At 66.9% G+C, this 17,118-nt stretch carries 16 protein-coding genes and 1 pseudogene; 11 read left to right on the plus strand and 6 right to left on the minus strand.

From position 1 onward, the window contains the following. Positions 1–25: 25 nt before the first annotated feature. Both SY91_RS02825 and SY91_RS02830 read right to left on the minus strand, forming a co-directional pair. A complete protein-coding gene (locus SY91_RS02825) occupies positions 26–1,510 on the minus strand; it encodes a sensor histidine kinase (RefSeq protein ID WP_043887671.1) in 1,485 nt (494 codons plus the stop codon). Positions 1,511–1,631: 121 nt separating this feature from the next. Next, positions 1,632–2,324 carry a response regulator transcription factor gene (locus tag SY91_RS02830; protein ID WP_006401494.1) on the minus strand — a complete coding sequence of 231 codons (693 nt, stop codon included), beginning with the start codon at positions 2,322–2,324 and terminating at the stop codon, positions 1,632–1,634. A 122-nt stretch (positions 2,325–2,446) separates the two neighbouring features. Here SY91_RS02830 and SY91_RS02835 point away from each other — a divergent pair, with 122 nt between their 5' ends. After that, positions 2,447–2,677: a DUF3717 domain-containing protein gene (locus tag SY91_RS02835; protein WP_006401493.1), complete on the plus strand. Its 231-nt coding sequence runs from the start codon at positions 2,447–2,449 to the stop codon at positions 2,675–2,677. A gap of 99 nt (positions 2,678–2,776) precedes the next feature. Here SY91_RS02835 and SY91_RS02840 read toward each other — a convergent pair whose 3' ends face one another. Both SY91_RS02840 and phhA read right to left on the minus strand, forming a co-directional pair. After that, on the minus strand, positions 2,777–3,154 hold the full coding sequence (locus SY91_RS02840) for a 4a-hydroxytetrahydrobiopterin dehydratase (RefSeq protein WP_260432953.1): 378 nt from the start codon (positions 3,152–3,154) through the stop codon (positions 2,777–2,779). A 62-nt stretch (positions 3,155–3,216) separates the two neighbouring features. Further along, positions 3,217–4,110, minus strand: coding sequence for a phenylalanine 4-monooxygenase (gene phhA, locus SY91_RS02845; protein ID WP_043887694.1), 894 nt, complete (start codon positions 4,108–4,110; stop codon positions 3,217–3,219). Positions 4,111–4,248: 138 nt separating this feature from the next. On the opposite strand from phhA, the gene SY91_RS02850 reads away from it, so the two are divergent. Next, positions 4,249–4,734: an Lrp/AsnC family transcriptional regulator gene (locus SY91_RS02850; protein WP_006408082.1), complete on the plus strand. Its 486-nt coding sequence runs from the start codon at positions 4,249–4,251 to the stop codon at positions 4,732–4,734. A gap of 66 nt (positions 4,735–4,800) precedes the next feature. Here the strand turns inward: SY91_RS02850 and SY91_RS02855 are convergent, their stop codons facing one another. Together SY91_RS02855 and SY91_RS02860 are read right to left on the minus strand one after the other, a co-directional pair. Beyond that, the gene (locus SY91_RS02855) at positions 4,801–5,334 is read right to left on the minus strand and encodes a class IV adenylate cyclase (protein ID WP_011546816.1); all 534 of its coding nucleotides are present in this window, start codon (positions 5,332–5,334) and stop codon (positions 4,801–4,803) included. A 203-nt stretch (positions 5,335–5,537) separates the two neighbouring features. Further along, complete coding sequence (locus tag SY91_RS02860; RefSeq protein ID WP_043887667.1) at positions 5,538–6,437, minus strand: LysR family transcriptional regulator; 900 nt, start codon at positions 6,435–6,437, stop codon at positions 5,538–5,540. 282 nt (positions 6,438–6,719) lie between these two features. Between SY91_RS02860 and SY91_RS02865 the strand changes: the two genes are divergently transcribed. From SY91_RS02865 to SY91_RS02905, 9 genes and pseudogenes are all read left to right on the plus strand, one after another. Then, complete coding sequence (locus SY91_RS02865; RefSeq protein WP_023476554.1) at positions 6,720–8,405, plus strand: GMC family oxidoreductase; 1,686 nt, start codon at positions 6,720–6,722, stop codon at positions 8,403–8,405. Between the two features lie 432 nt (positions 8,406–8,837). Beyond that, positions 8,838–9,605: pseudogene (locus SY91_RS02870) on the plus strand (ABC transporter ATP-binding protein); the annotation flags it as partial. A 7-nt stretch (positions 9,606–9,612) separates the two neighbouring features. After that, positions 9,613–10,368 carry an ABC transporter ATP-binding protein gene (locus SY91_RS02875; RefSeq protein ID WP_006477267.1) on the plus strand — a complete coding sequence of 252 codons (756 nt, stop codon included), beginning with the start codon at positions 9,613–9,615 and terminating at the stop codon, positions 10,366–10,368. A 77-nt stretch (positions 10,369–10,445) separates the two neighbouring features. Further along, on the plus strand, positions 10,446–11,645 hold the full coding sequence (locus SY91_RS02880; RefSeq protein WP_023476552.1) for an ABC transporter substrate-binding protein: 1,200 nt from the start codon (positions 10,446–10,448) through the stop codon (positions 11,643–11,645). A 128-nt stretch (positions 11,646–11,773) separates the two neighbouring features. Further along, complete coding sequence (locus SY91_RS02885) at positions 11,774–12,658, plus strand: branched-chain amino acid ABC transporter permease (RefSeq protein WP_012327599.1); 885 nt, start codon at positions 11,774–11,776, stop codon at positions 12,656–12,658. After that, positions 12,658–13,635 (plus strand): branched-chain amino acid ABC transporter permease, encoded by a 978-nt coding sequence (locus tag SY91_RS02890; protein WP_023476551.1) that lies wholly within the window; start codon positions 12,658–12,660, stop codon positions 13,633–13,635. Before SY91_RS02885 ends, SY91_RS02890 begins: the two co-directional genes overlap by 1 nt. A gap of 570 nt (positions 13,636–14,205) precedes the next feature. Continuing rightward, positions 14,206–14,547, plus strand: a complete 342-nt coding sequence (locus SY91_RS02895; protein ID WP_185921047.1) for a hypothetical protein — start codon at positions 14,206–14,208, stop codon at positions 14,545–14,547. 155 nt (positions 14,548–14,702) lie between these two features. Then, positions 14,703–15,860, plus strand: a complete 1,158-nt coding sequence (locus tag SY91_RS02900; protein WP_011546810.1) for an ABC transporter substrate-binding protein — start codon at positions 14,703–14,705, stop codon at positions 15,858–15,860. Between the two features lie 200 nt (positions 15,861–16,060). After that, positions 16,061–17,116 (plus strand): branched-chain amino acid ABC transporter permease, encoded by a 1,056-nt coding sequence (locus SY91_RS02905; protein ID WP_023476550.1) that lies wholly within the window; start codon positions 16,061–16,063, stop codon positions 17,114–17,116. The last annotated feature ends 2 nt before the right edge of the window (positions 17,117–17,118 follow it).

A 17,118-nucleotide genomic window follows, 5' to 3' on the forward strand; every position in this document is an offset into this window, starting at 1 on the left:
GGTTGCCCGCCGACAATCGCGCTGCTCAGTGCGTCGGCGCCACAGCCGGCGTTTCGCTGGCCGGCTGCGCCGTATGCGCGGCGAGCGGCACCCTCACCACGAAGCGCGAGCCGCCTTCCGATGCATCCTCGTACGACACGGTGCCGCCATGCATCGCGATGATGTCGTGCACGATCGCGAGCCCGAGCCCGGCGCCCGTCTCGACGCCATTGCCGCTTTGCGCGTCGCCGCGGAAGAAGCGCTTGAACAGGTCGGCCTGCTGGTTCGCGGGCACGCCGGGGCCGTTGTCCTCGACGACGATCTCGGCGGCCGGCTGGCTGCCCTCGAGCGAGGCGCGCGCGACGTTCACCGTGATTCGCGCGCCGTCCGGCCGCGCGAGCGGCACGTACTTCAGCGCATTGTCGAGCAGGTTCGCGATCACCTCGCGCAGCAGCACGGGGTTGCCGCGTACGATCAGCTTCTCGTCGCCGCCCGGATCGTCGCTGCGCTGGAAGCCGAGGTCGACATGCGACGCGAGCGCGCGCGGCACCCATTCGGCGCCCGTCTCGAACGCCATCGCCGCGAGATCGACGTCGACGAAGCGCGCGGCCTGTTCGCCCGGCTCGGCACGCGCGAGCGACAGCAACTGGTTGGACAGCCGTACCGCCCGGTCGGCCGCTGCGCGCAGCTCACGCACCGCGGCGAAGGTCTGGTGCGGGTCGCGCGCGACGGCCGCCTGCTCGGCATGCAGCTTCACCGCGGTGAGCGGCGTGCGCAACTGGTGCGCGGCATCGGCGATGAACTTGCGCTGCGCGTCGAGCGCGGTCTTGAGGCGGCCGAGCAGCGCGTTCATCGCGCTCGTCAGCGGCCGGATCTCCAGCGGCACGTCGGTTTCGTCGACCGGCTCCAGCGACGTGTGGGTCTGCCGGTTCAGTGAATCGGCGAGATGCGTGAGCGGGCCCAACTGCTGGTTCACCACGCGCCACACGATGCCCCAGCCGGCGAGCAGCAGCAGGAGCAGCGGCATCATGATCGCGACGAGGAATTCGGCCGCGATCCGGTAGCGGTGCCGCACCGGCTGCGCGACTTCGACGACCATCGGCTTGCCGCCCTCGACGTCGTCGACGCGCACCTGCGCGACCCGTACCGCGCGGTTGTCGTACTCGGCCTCGAACACGTACGCATGATGCATGCGCCGCACGTTGATGCCCTGCAGCGGCAGCTTCGGGTCGCCGGCGAGTTCCTGCTCGCCGTCGCTGATCCGGTAGATCAGCGCTTCGGCGGGGTCGGAGAACATCGCCTGCGCGAGCGGCGGCACCGTGAACGGCGCGTCGGGGCCGGCGATCTGGATCTGTTTGGAGATGGCGGTCGCGAGATCCGCGAGCGAGCGGTCGATCACGTGCTGCGTGTATTGCCACGCGAGCCAGTAGGCGATCAGGCCGCTCATCAGCGCGAGCATCGACAGCGGGGCGGCGAGGCGCCGGAGCAGCGAACGGCGCAGGCTGGTGGTCACAGCCGGATCAGGAGACATTTCGACGGGCAAATGGATAAGCGCCGCTCACGGGGAGCGGCGCGGTCGTGCGCCGGGCGGCGACGCGGAAGCCGTATGCATGCGCGTCGGCGGCACGCGGCCGGCCGGCACGCGGTGTCGCTCAGACGCTCGCCGTCTGGCGGATTTCCTGCAGCAGGTAGCCGAAGCCGCGCACCGTGACGATTTCGACCCGGCATTGCTCGAGTTTCTTGCGCACGCGGTGCACGTAGACTTCGATCGCGGTGTCGCCAAGATCGCCGCCGAAGTGAGTGAGGTGATCCTGCAACTGGGCCTTGCTGACGACGCGGCCGTGACGCAGCAGCAGCATCTCGAGCACCGCGAATTCGCGCGGCGACAGTTCGAGCGGCTTGTCGTCGTTGAAGATGCGGCGGTCGACGCCCGACAGGCGGACGCCGCCGAGCGACACTTCCGGACGCGGCATGTCGCTGTGCGGGCCGCTGCGACGCATCACCGCGCGGATGCGCGCTTCGAGTTCGGCCGGCTCGAACGGCTTGAGCATGTAGTCGTCGGCGCCGGAGTTCAGGCCCTGGATCCGGTCGTTCAGTTCGTCGCGCGCGGTCAGCACGATCACGGGCGTGTGGCGGTTGGTCTGGCGAAAGCGCGTGAGCAGCGTCATCCCGTCGATGCCCGGCAGGCCGAGGTCGAGGATCACGAGTTCGTGGCGGTTCTGTGCCAGCGCCTGTTCGGCAAAAATGCCGTCATGCACCATGTCGACGGTGAAGCCAGCCTGTTCGAGGCTGCTCTGGATACCGCGTGCGATGGGGCGGTCGTCTTCGATCAGAAGGAGTCGCATGAAGTTCGCTCAAGTACAATGGGTTGGCGGTTCAGGCACGCGGACAGCACGAAGCCGTTTCCACAGGGACGCCGCATCGCCTGACATCAAGCATGGCGGCCAGCGAACGATTAAATCCAATCATGTCCGATATTTCGATCCACGACCTCGAAGCCGCGATCAATTTCTGGCGCGCCCGCTCGCCGTCGAGCGGCGACGAACTCAAACTCTGCGAAGAGGCCAGCGCGCTCTCCAAGCCGTATGCGCTGCTGATTGTACAGCGCGAAAGCGCGCTGCAACTGGAAGGATTGGACCCCAAGGCGCGGAAAGCGTACGAGACTTACGTGCGCCTTAAGGATGGCTTGGAAAGCTGAAGGCTTTCGCTGAGTACATCCTAGAAAACGTTCAGCGAAATGAAAAGTTGACGCGCCGCGCACGGAAAGATGCGCGGCGGTAGCGGCGGGACTCGGGATTCAGGCGCCCGGTTGCGCGTGCGCGGCGGCGCCGTCGATGAACCGCGCGAGTTCGATGTCGCGTTCGGTCAGGCCGTCGGCGTCGTGGGTCGACAGCGTGACGTCGACACGGTTGTACACGTTGAACCATTCCGGATGGTGGTTCATCTCCTGCGCCTTGATCGCGACGCGCGTCATGAAGCCGAACGCTTCGTTGAAATCGGCGAAGCGCAGGCGGCGCTGGATCGCGTCGCGGCCCGGCACGGCCGTCCAGTGCGGCAGGTCTTCGAGCCGGGTCTTGCGTTCTTCGGATGTGAGCTTGTGGATCATCTTGCACCTCTCGTTCGGTAACGGCGCCCACGCGCGGCTGCACCGCGCGGCGAGGCCGGCATCGTTCATTGTTTCATAGTTGCGCAAAGGGTGACGGGCGGCCGGCCGACGGCGGTCGGCGCCGCGGTACGTCACGCGTCGGCGTCGTCGGGCCAGCCTTCGCCCGTGCCGCGATGCAGCACGCGGTCGGTGTCGAGCACCGCGCCGGCCGCGAATTCGGGCAGCGCCGCGAGCCGATCGGCCAGTGCGCGGCCGTCGACGTCGGCGAGCGCGAACAACTGCGCGAAATCGTCGATCACGAAGTAGGTCTTCTGGAACGTGTCGATCCGGTACTTCGTGCGCATCACGCGCTCGAGGTCGAACGCGAGCCGGTTCGGCGCCGCGCTTTCGAGGCTGTACAGGCTTTCGCCTTTGCTCGACACGATCCCCGCGCCGTAGATCGACAGCCCATTCGTCCCGCGCGGGTCGCGGATCAGCCCGAATTCCACCGTATACCAATAGAGGCGCGCGAGCCGCGCCAGTGCCGCTTCGTCGTCGGCGACCGCGAGCGCGGTGCGGCCATACGCCTGCATGTAGTCGGCGAACACCGGGTCGATCAGCAGCGGCACGTGGCCGAACAGGTCGTGAAAGCAGTCGGGTTCCTGCAGGTAGTCGAGCTGGTCGGGACGGCGCATCCACCAGGTAACGGGGAAACGCCGGTTCGCGAGGTGCTCGAAGAACACGCGGTCGGGCACGAGGCCCGGCACCGCGACGATTTCCCAACCGGTCGCGGGCTTCAACTGGCGGTTCACGTCCGCGAACGACGGTACGCGATCGGCCGGCAGCGCAATCTTGCCGAGCCCGGCGACGAACGCATCGCACGCGCGGCCGCGCAGCAGGGCCGACTGGCGCGCATAGAGCTGGTGCCACACCGCGTGATCGACCTGGCCGTAGCGCTGCAGCGGCTGGTCGATGGTGAAATCGGCGCGGGTTTCGAGGCCCGCATCGAACTGCTCCTGCAGTTTCGCGGTGACGACGGTGGACATGATCAGGCTCTGCACGCTGGGGTTGGAACCATGCAAGTGTAGAGCGGGCTGCGCGCGGATTGGGCGCATAGTTGGCGTTGATTTGCTGACTGATGCGATAATCGCGCATCAAATCACGAATCAATGCGGAGAATGCTCATGCTGGAACTCGATCACTTCGATCTCGCGCTGCTGGACGTGCTGCAGCGCTTCGGGCGCGCGACGCATCAGCAACTGGGCGAGGAGGTGCCGCTGTCGCCGTCGCAGATCGGCCGGCGGCTGCAGCGGCTCGAGGCGGCCGGCGTGATCGAAGGCTACCGCGTGATGCTGCGCCCCGAAAAACTCGGGCTCGGCGTGACCGCGTTCACGAGCCTGAAGCTCAAGCATCACGGCGATTCGATCATCGAGCAGTTCCAGCAGCAGATCGACGTGCTGCCCGAAGTGCTCGAATGCCATGCGGTGGTGGGCGATGCCGACTACCTGCTGCGGATCGTCGCGCCGGATCTCAACGCGCTGTCGCAGTTCGTGATGAAGAAGCTGATGCGGGTGCCGGGCGTCGACAGCGTGCGCTCGAACATCGTGCTGACGACCTTCAAGCGCAACGGTGCGCTGCCGCTCGCGCATCTGGCGCCCGGCGCTGCGTGACCGGGAGGCGGCAGCGGCAGGGGCGCTGAAGGCGGTACGCGCGGCGCCGCCTTCTGTGGGGCCGGATCAGGCCGTTTCAGGCTCGGTGTCGGCGTTCAGCAGATCGACGTACGCGACCGCGACGAGATCGTCCTGCGCCACGCCGAGCTTCGCGAACACCTCGTGCGCTTCCGCTTCGCCGCCCGCTTCGTCGTCGTCGGGGCCGAGCACGACCTCGAGCTCGATGAAATCGCCGAGGCCGTCGACGCGGTCGAGGTGGATGCGCGTGCGGCCCGCGAGGTACACATGTCGCTCCTTCGTCACGATCCCGCGCGTGGTCAGCGCGGTCGCGAGCAGCGAATGCATCGCGTCGGGGTTCGTGACCGGGCTGCGCGTGTAGTACGACGCCTTCGGGCCGTCGCGGTCGTCGCGCTGGTAGAAGATCAGCTCGGCGGGCGTGCCGTCCTCGAAGCGGCGCAGCTTGAGCCGGCCGCGCGGCACGTCATAGAAGAAATCCTGCTGGCGGTAGAACAACGGTGCTTCGGTCGCGAGCTGGGCCGCCTGTTCGCGCAGCCGGTCGAATTCGCGGGCGCGGGCTTTGATCTCGATGTTGCGGGCCATGCGGGTCTCCTTCAATCGGGGTCTCGCGGTGTGCGAACGCACAATCTAGCAAAAAGCCTGCGATGGTGGCGTGACGAGCGGACGGGGCGCGGCGACGCGACGCGGGACGGGCTCGGCGGCGATTTCGCCCGCGATGGCGATCCGCGGCATGCATCAGGCACCGAAAGCCGATGCGCAACCGGTCACCTCGACATCAGCCACGCTCATATCGCCCACTGCGCTTCGATCAGCCGCAGCGCGGCCGCGATCGCCGGCTCGTCGCGCCGCGCGGCGAGCGTCACGAACGTCAGTTCGGTCGGCACCGTCACGGGTTCGACGATCGTCAGCGCATGCGCGTGCGCTTCGGCCAGCGCGGTCGAATCCCGCGCGAGCGTCAAGCCGATCCCCGATTTGACCAGGTCGAGCATCGACTGCTCCTGGTCGACCTCGGCGACCTTCACCGGCTGCGCGCCGGCCGCCGCGAAACGCCGCGACAGCAGCCGGTGGTGCGCGGACGCCGGCGGCGTCCAGATCCACGGCAGCGCGGCGAGCGCGCGCCAGTCTTGCGCGCGCTGCACGCGCTCCTTCCAGCCGGCCGGCGCCAGGACGCGATATTCGAAGCGCGTGAGCGTGACGGTGTGGAACAGCGCGTCGTCGCGCGGCGAGTCCTCTTCGGGGCGGCCGATGTAGTAGCCGACGTCGAGCGCCTGCGCGCGCACCTGTTCGATTACCCAGCCCGACATCCCGTGCCGCAGCGCGGTCTCGATCTGCGGATGGGTCTCGACCAGCGCGCGCAGGAAGCCGCCGAGCCGCAGGAAGCCCGGATCGAGGATCGTGCCGATCCGCAGCCGGCCGCGTACTTCGTGCCGCAGCGCGGCAGCGGCGCGCTGCACGTCGGCGGCCGCGGCGAGCGCGCGTTCCGCATGCGGCAGCAGCGTCTGCCCGTCGCGCGTGAGCGCGAGCCCGCGCGACGTGCGCGTGAACAGCGCGACGCCGAGCGTTTCCTGCAGATGCTTGATCTGCAGGCTGACGGCCGGCTGCGTGACGTGCAATTGCGCGGCCGCGCGCGTCAGGTTGCCTTCGCGCGCGACCGTCGCGAACGCGCGGAGCAAGGTGAGATCCATCGTCGTGATATGAGCGTGGCTTATAACGCAGTTCAGCATAACTCATTGGATCGGCGGCCGGGCGCGGGAGTACGCTTCATCGGGTCGTCATGGCGCGCGGGGCTGCAGGCGCGGCTCGCGACGCACTATGCTGAAAATGACGCGCGGTATCGCGCCGCGCGGTACACAACAACGCGCTCGCAGGGGCCGGAGTCAGCGCTGGAGCGCTCGTCCGGCTCGACCGCGAAGCATGGGACCCGAGTCAGTGCCAAAGCACTCACTCGGGTCGACAGGAGACACGCCGTGAGTACTCAACGCACGCTCGAGGGCGAATTCGACTACGTGATCGTCGGCGCGGGCACCGCGGGCTGCGTGCTCGCGAACCGCCTGACCGAGGATCCCGACATCAGCGTGCTGCTGCTCGAAGCGGGCGGCAAGGACGACTACCACTGGATTCATATCCCGGTCGGCTATCTGTACTGCATCGGCAACCCGCGCACCGACTGGCTGTACAAGACGCAGCCCGAAGCGGCGCTCAACGGTCGCGCGCTGTCGTATCCGCGCGGCCGCGTGCTCGGCGGCTGCTCGTCGATCAACGGAATGATCTACATGCGCGGCCAGCGCGAGGACTACGACAACTGGGCGCAGGAAACCGGCGACGCCGGCTGGTCGTGGGACAGCGTGCTGCCGATCTTCAAGCGCAGCGAGGATCATCATGCGGGCGCGAGCGATGCGCACGGCGCGGGCGGCTACTGGCGTGTCGAGAAGCAGCGGCTGCGCTGGGAGATCCTCGAATCGTTCGCGCAGGCCGCGCAGCAGACGGGCATCCCCGCCACCGACGATTTCAACCGCGGCGACAATGCCGGGGTCGGCTACTTCGAAGTGAACCAGAAGCGCGGCGTGCGCTGGAATACGTCGAAGGCGTTCCTGCGGCCCGCGATGGCGCGCCCGAACCTGACCGTGATCACCGGCGCGCATGCGCAACGCGTGATTTTCGACGGGCGGCGCGCGGTGGGTGTCGAGTACCACGGCGGCGGCACCGACTACGTCGCGCGGGCGCGGGCGGAAGTGCTGCTGACATCGGGCGCGGTGAATTCGCCGCAACTGCTCGAACTGTCGGGTATCGGCGATGGCCGGCGGCTGCAGGCGCTTGGCATCGACGTCGTGCAGGATCTGCCGGGCGTCGGCGAAAACCTGCAGGATCACCTGCAATTGCGGATGGCGTTTCGTGTCGACGGCGTGCGCACGCTCAACACGCTGTCCGCGCGCTGGTGGGGCAAGCTGATGATCGGCGCCGAATATGCGCTGCTGCAGCGCGGGCCGATGTCGATGGCGCCATCGCAGTTGGGCGCGTTCGCGAAATCCGATCCGGACGATCCCGCACTCACGCGCCCCGATCTCCAGTACCACGTGCAGCCGCTGTCGCTCGAACGCTTCGGCGAGCCGTTGCACGGCTTCAACGCCTTTACGGCGTCGGTCTGCCATTTGCGGCCGAGCTCGCGCGGCAGCGTGCACGTCACGAGCGCCGATCCGGCCAGCGCACCGGCGATCGCGCCGAACTATCTGTCGACCGACCACGATCGCCACGTCGCCGCGAATGCGCTGCGCCTCACGCGCCGGATCGCCTCCGCACCGGCGCTCGCACGCTATCGCCCCGAGGAAATCCTGCCCGGCCCGCAGTACCGGACCGAGGCCGAACTGATCGACGCAGCCGGCGTCGTCGGCACGACGATCTTCCACCCGGTCGGCACGTGCCGGATGGGGCGCGCCGACGACGCGCGCGCGGTGGTCGACAGCCGGCTGCGCGTGCGCGGCATCGCCGGGTTGCGGATCGTCGATGCGTCGGTGATGCCGTTCATCACGTCGGGCAACACCAATTCGCCGACGCTGATGATCGCCGAGCGCGCGAGCGACATGATTCGTGCCGACCGCCGTGCGGCGCGCGAAGCGATGGCGGTGCGCACCGAAGCCGCTGTGACGGCGGCGTGACGACCCGCTGACACGCACGCCAGCGGGCGGTCATGCGAACGCCCGCTGATTCGCTATGCGAAACAAGCTGCCGTCGCATCCGCTCGAACGGCAAGATCCGTGCAAGCCGCGCCGTCGCGCGGCTTTTTTCATCGCGTGCGTGCCGGTTCCTGCGGCAGGTCAACGCGTGATGATGCACGTGTCAAAAAAGCGCGGTGAATAACCGCGCGCAGTCTCGGCCGATATGGCGGCCAGCCCTATAAGTGCAAATCCCGATGATTGCACTGCACCAACGGCGCGACAATGTTCTGTAATGTGCATACGCGTCGGCGCGGGAGACCACCCTCGAGGCGTACCACGGCGCCCGGGGGCAGCCCGCTGATCCGCTGACCTGTTCGCGGCCGCTTGCGCCAGGCTTCCCGGTGCTTCGCCTGACTTCGTACGGAAGGGAACATGATTCTCGGCGACACGATTCTGGAAACACGCGGACTGACGAAGGAATTCAGGGGCTTCACCGCCGTGAACGGTGTCAACCTGCGTGTGCGGCGCGGTGCGATCCACGCATTGATCGGGCCGAACGGCGCGGGCAAGACCACCTGTTTCAACCTCCTCACCAAATTTCTGACGCCGACGGCCGGCCAGATCGTCTTCAACGGCATCGACATCACCGACGAACGGCCCGCGCAGGTCGCGCGGCGCGGCATCATCCGCTCGTTCCAGATCTCGGCCGTGTTCCCGCACCTGACCGCGCTGCAGAACGTGCGCATCGGCCTGCAGCGCGCGCTCGGCACCGAATTCCATTTCTGGCGCAGCGAACGCACGCTGAAACGGCTCGACGATCGCGCGATGGACCTGCTCACGCAGGTCGGCCTCACCGATTTCGCGCACGTGCCGACCGTCGAGCTGGCCTACGGCCGCAAGCGCGCGCTCGAGATCGCGACGACGCTGGCGATGGAGCCCGAGCTGATGCTGCTCGACGAGCCCACGCAGGGGATGGGCCACGAGGACGTCGACCGCGTGACCGCGCTGATTAAGAAGGTCGCGAGCGGCCGCACGATCCTGATGGTGGAACACAACATGAACGTGATCGCGGGGATCTCCGACACGATCACCGTCCTGCAACGCGGCGAGGTGCTGGCCGAAGGCTCGTATGCGGAAGTGTCGAAGAATCCGCTCGTCATCGAGGCCTACATGGGCAGCGCCGACGCGGCGCTCGCGGGGCGCACGCATGAAGCACAGCGAACGGGAGGAACGCGAATTGAGCGGCGTCGAGAGCGGCACGCCTGCGCTGGAGATCACGGGCCTGGAGGCCTGGTACGGGGAATCCCACATCTTGCACGGTGTCGACCTGACCGTGCATCGCGGCGAGGTCGTCACGCTGCTCGGGCGCAACGGCGCGGGCCGCACGACGACGCTGCGCGCGATCATGGGCCTTACGGGCCGCCGCAGCGGGTCGATCAAGGTCGCGGGCCACGAGACGATCGGCCTCGCGACGCATCGCATCGCGCATTTCGGCATCGGCTACTGCCCGGAGGAGCGCGGGATCTTCTCGAGCCTGTCGTGCGAGGAGAACCTGATGCTGCCGCCGCTGATCGGGCCGCGCGAGCACGCGATGTCGCTCGACGAGATCTACGCGATGTTCCCGAACCTTGCGTCGCGCCGGCAGAGCCAGGGCACGCGGCTGTCCGGCGGCGAGCAGCAGATGCTCGCGGTCGCGCGGATCTTGCGCACCGGCGCGAACCTGCTGCTGCTCGACGAGATCTCCGAAGGCCTCGCGCCGGTGATCGTCCAGGCGCTCGCACGGATGATCGTCGCGCTGAAGGCGCGCGGCTACACGATCGTGATGGTCGAACAGAATTTCCGCTTCGCCGCGCCGCTCGCCGACCGCTTCTACGTGATGGAGCACGGCAGCATCGTCGAGCATTTCCGCGCCTCCGAACTGGAAGGCAAGATGCCGACGCTGCACGACCTGCTCGGGGTGTGACGCCGCTCCGTTTCCCTTGCCGCTAGCCGTGGCGGCCCTCGAACAACCACAACGCATCAGAACAACAGGAGACGTCAATGAAAATGAAGACCCTCGCACAGGCCTGTCTCGCGCTCGCGAGCGCCGCGCTCACCGCCGGCGCCGCCCACGCGGCGGATACCGTGAAGATCGGCTTCATCACCGACATGTCGGGGCTTTACGCGGATATCGACGGGCAGGGCGGTCTCGAGGCGATCCGCATGGCGGTCGCGGACTTCGGCGGCAAGGTGCTCGGCAAGCCGATCGAGGTCGTCTATGCCGACCACCAGAACAAGGCCGACATCGCCGCGTCGAAGGCGCGCGAATGGATGGACCGCGGCGGCCTCGATCTGCTGGTCGGCGGCACGAACTCGGCCACCGCGCTGTCGATGAACCAGGTCGCGGCCGAGAAGAAGAAGGTCTACATCAACATTGGCGCCGGCGCCGACACGCTGACCAACGAGCAGTGCACGCCGTACACGGTCCACTACGCGTACGACACGATGGCGCTCGCGAAGGGCACCGGGTCGGCGGTGGTGAAGCAGGGCGGCAAGAACTGGTTCTTCCTGACGGCCGACTACGCGTTCGGCAAGGCGCTCGAGAAGAACACGTCGGACGTCGTGAAGGCGAACGGCGGCCAGGTGCTCGGCGCGGTGCGTCATCCGCTGTCCGCGTCGGATTTCTCGTCGTTCCTGTTGCAGGCGCAATCGTCGAAGGCGCAGATCCTCGGCCTCGCGAACGCGGGCGGCGACACGATCAACTCGATCAAGGCCGCGAAGGAGTTCGGCATCACGAAGACGATGAAGCTCGCCGCGCTGCTGATGTTCATCGACGACGTGCACAGCCTCGGCCTCGAAACGACGCAGGGCCTCGTGCTGACGGACAGCTGGTACTGGAACCGCGACGCGGCGTCGCGCCAGTGGGCGCAGCGCTACTTCGGCAAGATGAAGAAGATGCCGTCGAGCCTGCAGGCGGCCGACTACTCGTCGGTGACGACCTACCTGAAGGCCGTGCAGGCCGCCGGGACGACCGACTCCGACAAGGTGATGGCCGAGCTGAAGAAGATCAAGATCAGCGACTTCTACGCGAAGGGCTACATCCGTCAGGACGGCAGCATGATCCACGACATGTACCTGATGGAAGTGAAGAAGCCGTCCGAATCGAAGGAGCCGTGGGACTACTACAAGGTGCTCGCGACGATTCCGGGCGAACAGGCGTTCGGCACCAAGCAGGAAACGCGCTGCGCGCTGTGGAAGTAGGCATCGCTTAGCGGCGCGCACGGGCGCGCCGCATGGTGGCGGCTGCAGCGATGTGCCCGCTGCGCCGCCCGCGTGCGCGATGCAGGGAAGTTGCGCACGCAACGAAACTCATTCTGACGGCTAAGTCGATGGACATCTTTGGCATTCCGTTGCCGGCGATGCTGAGCCAGTTGCTGCTCGGGCTCGTCAACGGCTCGTTCTACGCGATCCTGAGCCTCGGGCTCGCGGTGATCTTCGGGCTGCTCAACGTGATCAACTTCGCGCACGGCGCGCTGTTCATGCTGGGTGCGATGCTCGCGTGGATGGGCCTGTCGTATTTCGGGCTGCCGTACTGGGCGATGCTCGTGCTCGCGCCCGTGCTCGTCGGCGCGTTCGGGATCGCGATCGAGCGCTCGATGCTGCGCTGGCTGTACAAGCTCGATCACCTGTACGGGCTGCTGCTCACGTTCGGCCTCACGCTGGTCGTCGAAGGCGTGTTCCGGTCGATCTACGGGTCGTCGGGCCAGCCGTACGACGTGCCGTCGCAGTTGTCCGGCGCGACCAACCTCGGCTTCATGTTCCTGCCGAACTATCGCGCGTGGGTCGTCGTCGCATCGCTCGCGGTGTGCCTCGCCACCTGGTTCGTGATCGAGAAGACACGGCTCGGCGCGTATCTGCGTGCCGGCACCGAGAACCCGAAGCTGGTCGAGGCGTTCGGCGTGAACGTGCCGATGATGATCACGCTCACCTACGGCTTCGGCGTCGCGCTCGCCGCGTTCGCGGGCGTGCTGGCCGCGCCGGTGATCCAGGTGTCGCCGCTGATGGGCCAGCCGATGATCATCACCGTGTTCGCGGTGGTCGTGATCGGCGGGATGGGCTCGATCCTCGGCTCGATCGTCACGGGCCTGCTGCTCGGCGTGATCGAGGGCTTCACGCGCGTGTTCTATCCCGAAGCGTCGGCCACCGTCGTGTTCGTGATCATGGCGATCGTGCTGCTGTTCCGCCCGGCGGGCCTCTTCGGCAAGGAAAAATGATGCAGAGAAAAGTGCTCTACGGCGTGCTGCTCGCCGCACTGCTCGCCGCGCCGTTCATCGGCGCGTATCCGGTGTTCGTGATGAAGGTGCTCGCGTTCGCGCTGTTCGCGGCGGCGTTCAACCTGCTGATCGGCTATACGGGGCTGCTGTCGTTCGGCCATGCGATGTTCCTCGCGACGGCCGGCTATGCGACCGGCTATTCGATGCAGACGCTCGGTTTCACGCCCGAGCTCGGCGTGCTGGCCGGCACCGTCGCCGCGACGGTGCTCGGGCTTGTCGTCGGGCTGTTCGCGATCCGCCGGCAGGGCATCTACTTCGCGATGATCACGCTCGCGTTCGCGCAGATGGTCTACTTCATCTATCTGCAGGCGCCGTTCACGCACGGCGAGGACGGCCTCCAGGGCGTGCCCCGCGGTCGCCTGTTCGGGCTGCTCGACCTGTCGAACGACGTCGCGCTGTACTACGTCGTACTGACGGTGGTCGTGGCCGCGTGCGCGTTCATCGTGCGGATCGTCCATTCGCCGTTCGGCCAGGTGCTCGTCGCGATCAAGGAGAACGAGGCGCGCGCGATCTCGCTCGGCTACGACACCGACCGCTTCAAGCTGCTCGCGTTCATCCTGTCGGCCGGGCTCGCGGGGCTGGCCGGCTCGCTGAAGGTGCTGGTGCTCGGCTTCGAGACGCTATCGGACGCGTACTGGACGATGTCGGGCCTCGTCGTACTGATGACGCTCGTCGGCGGGATGGGCACGCTGTTCGGGCCGCTGCTTGGCGCCGCGCTGATCGTGGCGCTGGAAGACCGGCTCGGCGACATCGGCGAATGGCTCGCGTCGACGACGGGCGTCGCGTGGTTCCATTCGCTCGGCGAATCGGCGACGATCGTCACCGGGCTGATCTTCATCGCATGCGTGCTGGCGTTCCGGCGCGGCATCGTCGGCGAGATGGTCGCGCGGATCAAGCCGCTCAGGGCCTCGTCGTGAACCTGCGGCGTGGCGCCCGCGCGTTGACGCGAAGCACCATCCCGCACGCGCTGGAAGGGCGCTGCGGCGGGCTCGGGCCGTCACCGCGCGGCAGATTGGTGCCCCATTTTCGTGCGGCGATGCACCATAGGGGTAAATGCTAAGTTGTCGTGGTGCTTAAGCCTCTTTAAGATTCACCTTAGTTCTGATGCACCGCGAAACGAATTTGCAGGTGGAGAACGAGGAGACAATCGAGGCACAAAGTGCCCGGACCCCAAAGCGCTGTTGGACGGAATCCAACAGCGCTTTTTCATTTGCGTGCACGGATTCCCTCGATGGTGCATCGGCCCGCGTGACGGCAATCTTTCGCGTTTGCGTTCGCACCGCGTCTTTCCGCGCTTCGCCGCGTCCTCCGCTTTTCCGTTCCCGTGATTCGTTTGCAGAGCGCGCGCGCCATTACGCACCTGCTGTCCGGGCTTACCCGGTTGGCGTGCGCGAAACGCGTCCGTTACACTCAGCTTTCGCCGACCGAGCGGTCGGGAAAACGGTCGGCAGTTCTCCTACAAGCAGAATGCAGAAGAGGGAGTACGGTTGGATGAGCAGCGCGGGACGATGGTTAGGGGCAGGAAGGGCGGCTGGCGCCGTTCGCTCATCGCGGGGTGGGGCGATGGTCGGCGCGGCTTTACCGAGCCGTTTTGCGGCCTGTATGCGTGCTCCGATGCCATTGAATGTCGTTGCGTTCGCATCCGTATCCGCATTCTCATGAGCCGCCGGTTTTCCGACGTTTCATCGCACGCGTGCCCGGCCCCTCGGGCCGGCACGGCGGGCGTTCCCGCCATCGTTGCGCACGCACCGATTTTCCTCGCGGTTCCGCATTTTTCTGCCTGCTTCATCCTGACGACATTGCTGCTGCGCATCGTGATGGCCGAATGACCGTCGCGGCCGGCGTGCGGCGCATGGGTGCGGCGTTTCACGGGAAAACGAGCATGGCGCGGATGAACGTGATAATTAATATATTAACTTGTTTGGGAACGGGGAGCCGCCCGAGCGACCGTGGTTTTTTCGAGCAGCGTTTGGAGACAACGTAAATGAAGATGAATCGATGGATGGAGGCCCTGCTTGCCGCGGGTCTCGTATGTGCGGCGGCCACGGCGTCGGCGCAGGTGAAGATCGGCGTGACGCTGTCGGCCACCGGCCCGGCCGCCTCGCTCGGGATTCCGGAAAAGAACACGATCGCGCTGCTGCCGAAGGAAATCGCGGGCAAGAGCGTGCAGTACATCGTGCTGGACGACGCGTCCGACACGAGCCGCGCGGTGCAGAACGTGCGCAAGCTGATCGACGAGGACCACGTCGACGCGATCATCGGCTCGTCCGTCACGCCGAATTCGCTCGCGATGCTCGATCCCGTGTCGCAGGGCAAGACGCCGGCGATCTCGCTCGCGGCGAGCGCGCAGATCATCGCGCCGATGGACGCGAAGCGCGCATGGATGTTCAAGGTGCCGCAGAACGACCAGTTGATGGCCGACGCGATCGCCGGCTACATGGCCAAGCACGGCGTGAAGACGGTCGGCTTCATCGGCTTCGCCGATGCGTACGGCGACAGCTGGTACAAGACGTTCGACGCGGCGGCCGCGAAGAACGGGCTGAAGCTCGTGTCGAACGAGCGCTACAACCGGACCGACGCATCGGTGATGGGGCAGGTGCTGAAGCTGTTGGGCGCGAACCCGGATGCGGTGCTGATCGCCGGCTCCGGCACGCCGGCGGCGCTGCCGGCCAAGACGCTGAAGGAGCGCGGCTACAAGGGCAAGGTGTACCAGACGCACGGCGTCGCGAACAACGATTTCCTGCGCGTGTGCGGCAAGGATTGCGAAGGCGAGATCCTGCCGGCCGGCCCCGTGCTCGTGACCGACCAGCTGCCCGACTCGAATCCGGTGAAGAAGCCGGCGCTTGGCTATAAGGCCGCGTACGAGAAGGCCTACGGCGCGGGTTCGTTGTCGACGTTCGGCGGCCATGCGTGGGATGCGGGCCTGCTGCTGCAGCGGGCGATCCCGGAGGCGCTGAAGAAGGGCCAGCCGGGCACCGAGGCGTTCCGCGAAGCGCTGCGCGCCTCGCTCGAAAGCGTGAAGGATCTGCCGGTCTCGCATGGCGTAATCAACATGACGGCGACCGATCACAATGGCTTCGACACGCGTGCGCGCGTGATGGTGCAGATCGTCGACGGCAAGTGGAAGCTGCAGGCCGAGTAAGCATCACGTGAAACCGGCACACGCGGCGCGAACGGCGCCGCGTGTGCCGTCGGCAGGGTGGCGCGCCTCATGGCCACCGCCGTGCCGCCTGGAACCACCGGGGCCCGCCGCATGACGCGCGACGTGCCGATCGCGTCGCGCGCGCCCCGGCCGTTTCCGCCTTTCGTTTCTCCGCAGCCTTCTCTCGATACACGAAACGTATGGATCTCTCGATTGCGGCGATCCTCGCGCAAGACGGCATCACGACCGGCGCCATTTATGCATTGTTGTCGCTGGCGCTCGTACTGGTGTTTTCCGTCACGCGGGTGATCTTCATTCCCCAGGGCGAGTTCGTCGCCTACGGTGCGCTGACGCTCGCCGCGTTGCAGGCGCAGAAATTCCCCGCTACCTGCTGGCTGCTGTTCGTGATGGGCATCGCGTGCTTCCTGCTCGAAGTCGGCGGCCTGATCCGGCATCGCGAACGACGCCATCAGCTCGGCCGCACGCTCGCGACGCTCGGCAGCCGCTACATCCTGCTGCCGCTCGCGGTGTTCGCGATCACGCGCAGCTTCGCCGCGCAGCCGATGCCGATGCTCGCGCAGATCGCGCTGACGCTCGCGATCGTCGTGCCGATGGGGCCGTTCGTCTACCGGCTCGTGTACCAGCCGATCGCCGAAGGCACGACGCTGCTGCTGCTGATCGTGTCGGTGGCCGTCCATTTCGCGATGGTCGGCCTCGGCCTCGTGATGTTCGGCGCGGAAGGTTCGCGCACCAACGCGTTCTCGGACGCGTCGCTCGCGATCGGCAGCATGACGGTGTCGGTGCAGAGCATCCTGGTCGTCGTCACGGCGCTCGTGCTGATCGGCGCGCTCTACGTGTACTTTGGCCGCACGATCGCCGGCAAGGCGCTGCGCGCGACCTCGGTGAACCGGCTCGGTGCGCGGCTCGTCGGCATCGGCACGACCGAAGCCGGGCGGCTCGCGTTCACGTTCGCGGCGGGGCTCGGCGTACTGTCAGGAATCCTCGTCGGCCCGCTGACGACGATCTACTACGACTCGGGCTTCCTGATCGGGCTGAAGGGCTTCGTCGGCGCGATCATCGGCGGGCTCGTCAGCTATCCGCTCGCGGCCGCCGGTTCGCTGCTGGTCGGCGTGCTCGAATCGTATTCGTCGTTCTGGGCGAGCGCCTACAAGGAGGTGATCGTGTTCACGCTGATCATTCCGGTGCTGCTGTGGCGGAGCTTCGTGACGCCGCATGCGGAAGAGGAAGAGGAGTGACG

It is taken from the genome of Burkholderia cenocepacia (assembly GCF_014211915.1).
GTDB classification, from domain to species: Bacteria; Pseudomonadota; Gammaproteobacteria; order Burkholderiales; family Burkholderiaceae; genus Burkholderia; species Burkholderia orbicola.

What these genes read in the sequence shown, in the direction of transcription:
- SY91_RS02825 (WP_043887671.1), bottom strand. Translation starts at nt 1,510, where the DNA reads ATGTCTCCTGATCCGGCTGTGACCACCAGCCTGCGCCGTTCGCTGCTC.
- SY91_RS02830 (WP_006401494.1), bottom strand. Translation starts at nt 2,324, where the DNA reads ATGCGACTCCTTCTGATCGAAGACGACCGCCCCATCGCACGCGGTATC.
- SY91_RS02835 (WP_006401493.1), top strand. Translation starts at nt 2,447, where the DNA reads ATGTCCGATATTTCGATCCACGACCTCGAAGCCGCGATCAATTTCTGG.
- SY91_RS02840 (WP_260432953.1), bottom strand. Translation starts at nt 3,154, where the DNA reads ATGAACGATGCCGGCCTCGCCGCGCGGTGCAGCCGCGCGTGGGCGCCG.
- phhA (WP_043887694.1), bottom strand. Translation starts at nt 4,110, where the DNA reads ATGTCCACCGTCGTCACCGCGAAACTGCAGGAGCAGTTCGATGCGGGC.
- SY91_RS02850 (WP_006408082.1), top strand. Translation starts at nt 4,249, where the DNA reads ATGCTGGAACTCGATCACTTCGATCTCGCGCTGCTGGACGTGCTGCAG.
- SY91_RS02855 (WP_011546816.1), bottom strand. Translation starts at nt 5,334, where the DNA reads ATGGCCCGCAACATCGAGATCAAAGCCCGCGCCCGCGAATTCGACCGG.
- SY91_RS02860 (WP_043887667.1), bottom strand. Translation starts at nt 6,437, where the DNA reads ATGGATCTCACCTTGCTCCGCGCGTTCGCGACGGTCGCGCGCGAAGGC.
- SY91_RS02875 (WP_006477267.1), top strand. Translation starts at nt 9,613, where the DNA reads ATGAAGCACAGCGAACGGGAGGAACGCGAATTGAGCGGCGTCGAGAGC.
- SY91_RS02880 (WP_023476552.1), top strand. Translation starts at nt 10,446, where the DNA reads ATGAAAATGAAGACCCTCGCACAGGCCTGTCTCGCGCTCGCGAGCGCC.
- SY91_RS02885 (WP_012327599.1), top strand. Translation starts at nt 11,774, where the DNA reads ATGGACATCTTTGGCATTCCGTTGCCGGCGATGCTGAGCCAGTTGCTG.
- SY91_RS02890 (WP_023476551.1), top strand. Translation starts at nt 12,658, where the DNA reads ATGCAGAGAAAAGTGCTCTACGGCGTGCTGCTCGCCGCACTGCTCGCC.
- SY91_RS02900 (WP_011546810.1), top strand. Translation starts at nt 14,703, where the DNA reads ATGAAGATGAATCGATGGATGGAGGCCCTGCTTGCCGCGGGTCTCGTA.
- SY91_RS02905 (WP_023476550.1), top strand. Translation starts at nt 16,061, where the DNA reads ATGGATCTCTCGATTGCGGCGATCCTCGCGCAAGACGGCATCACGACC.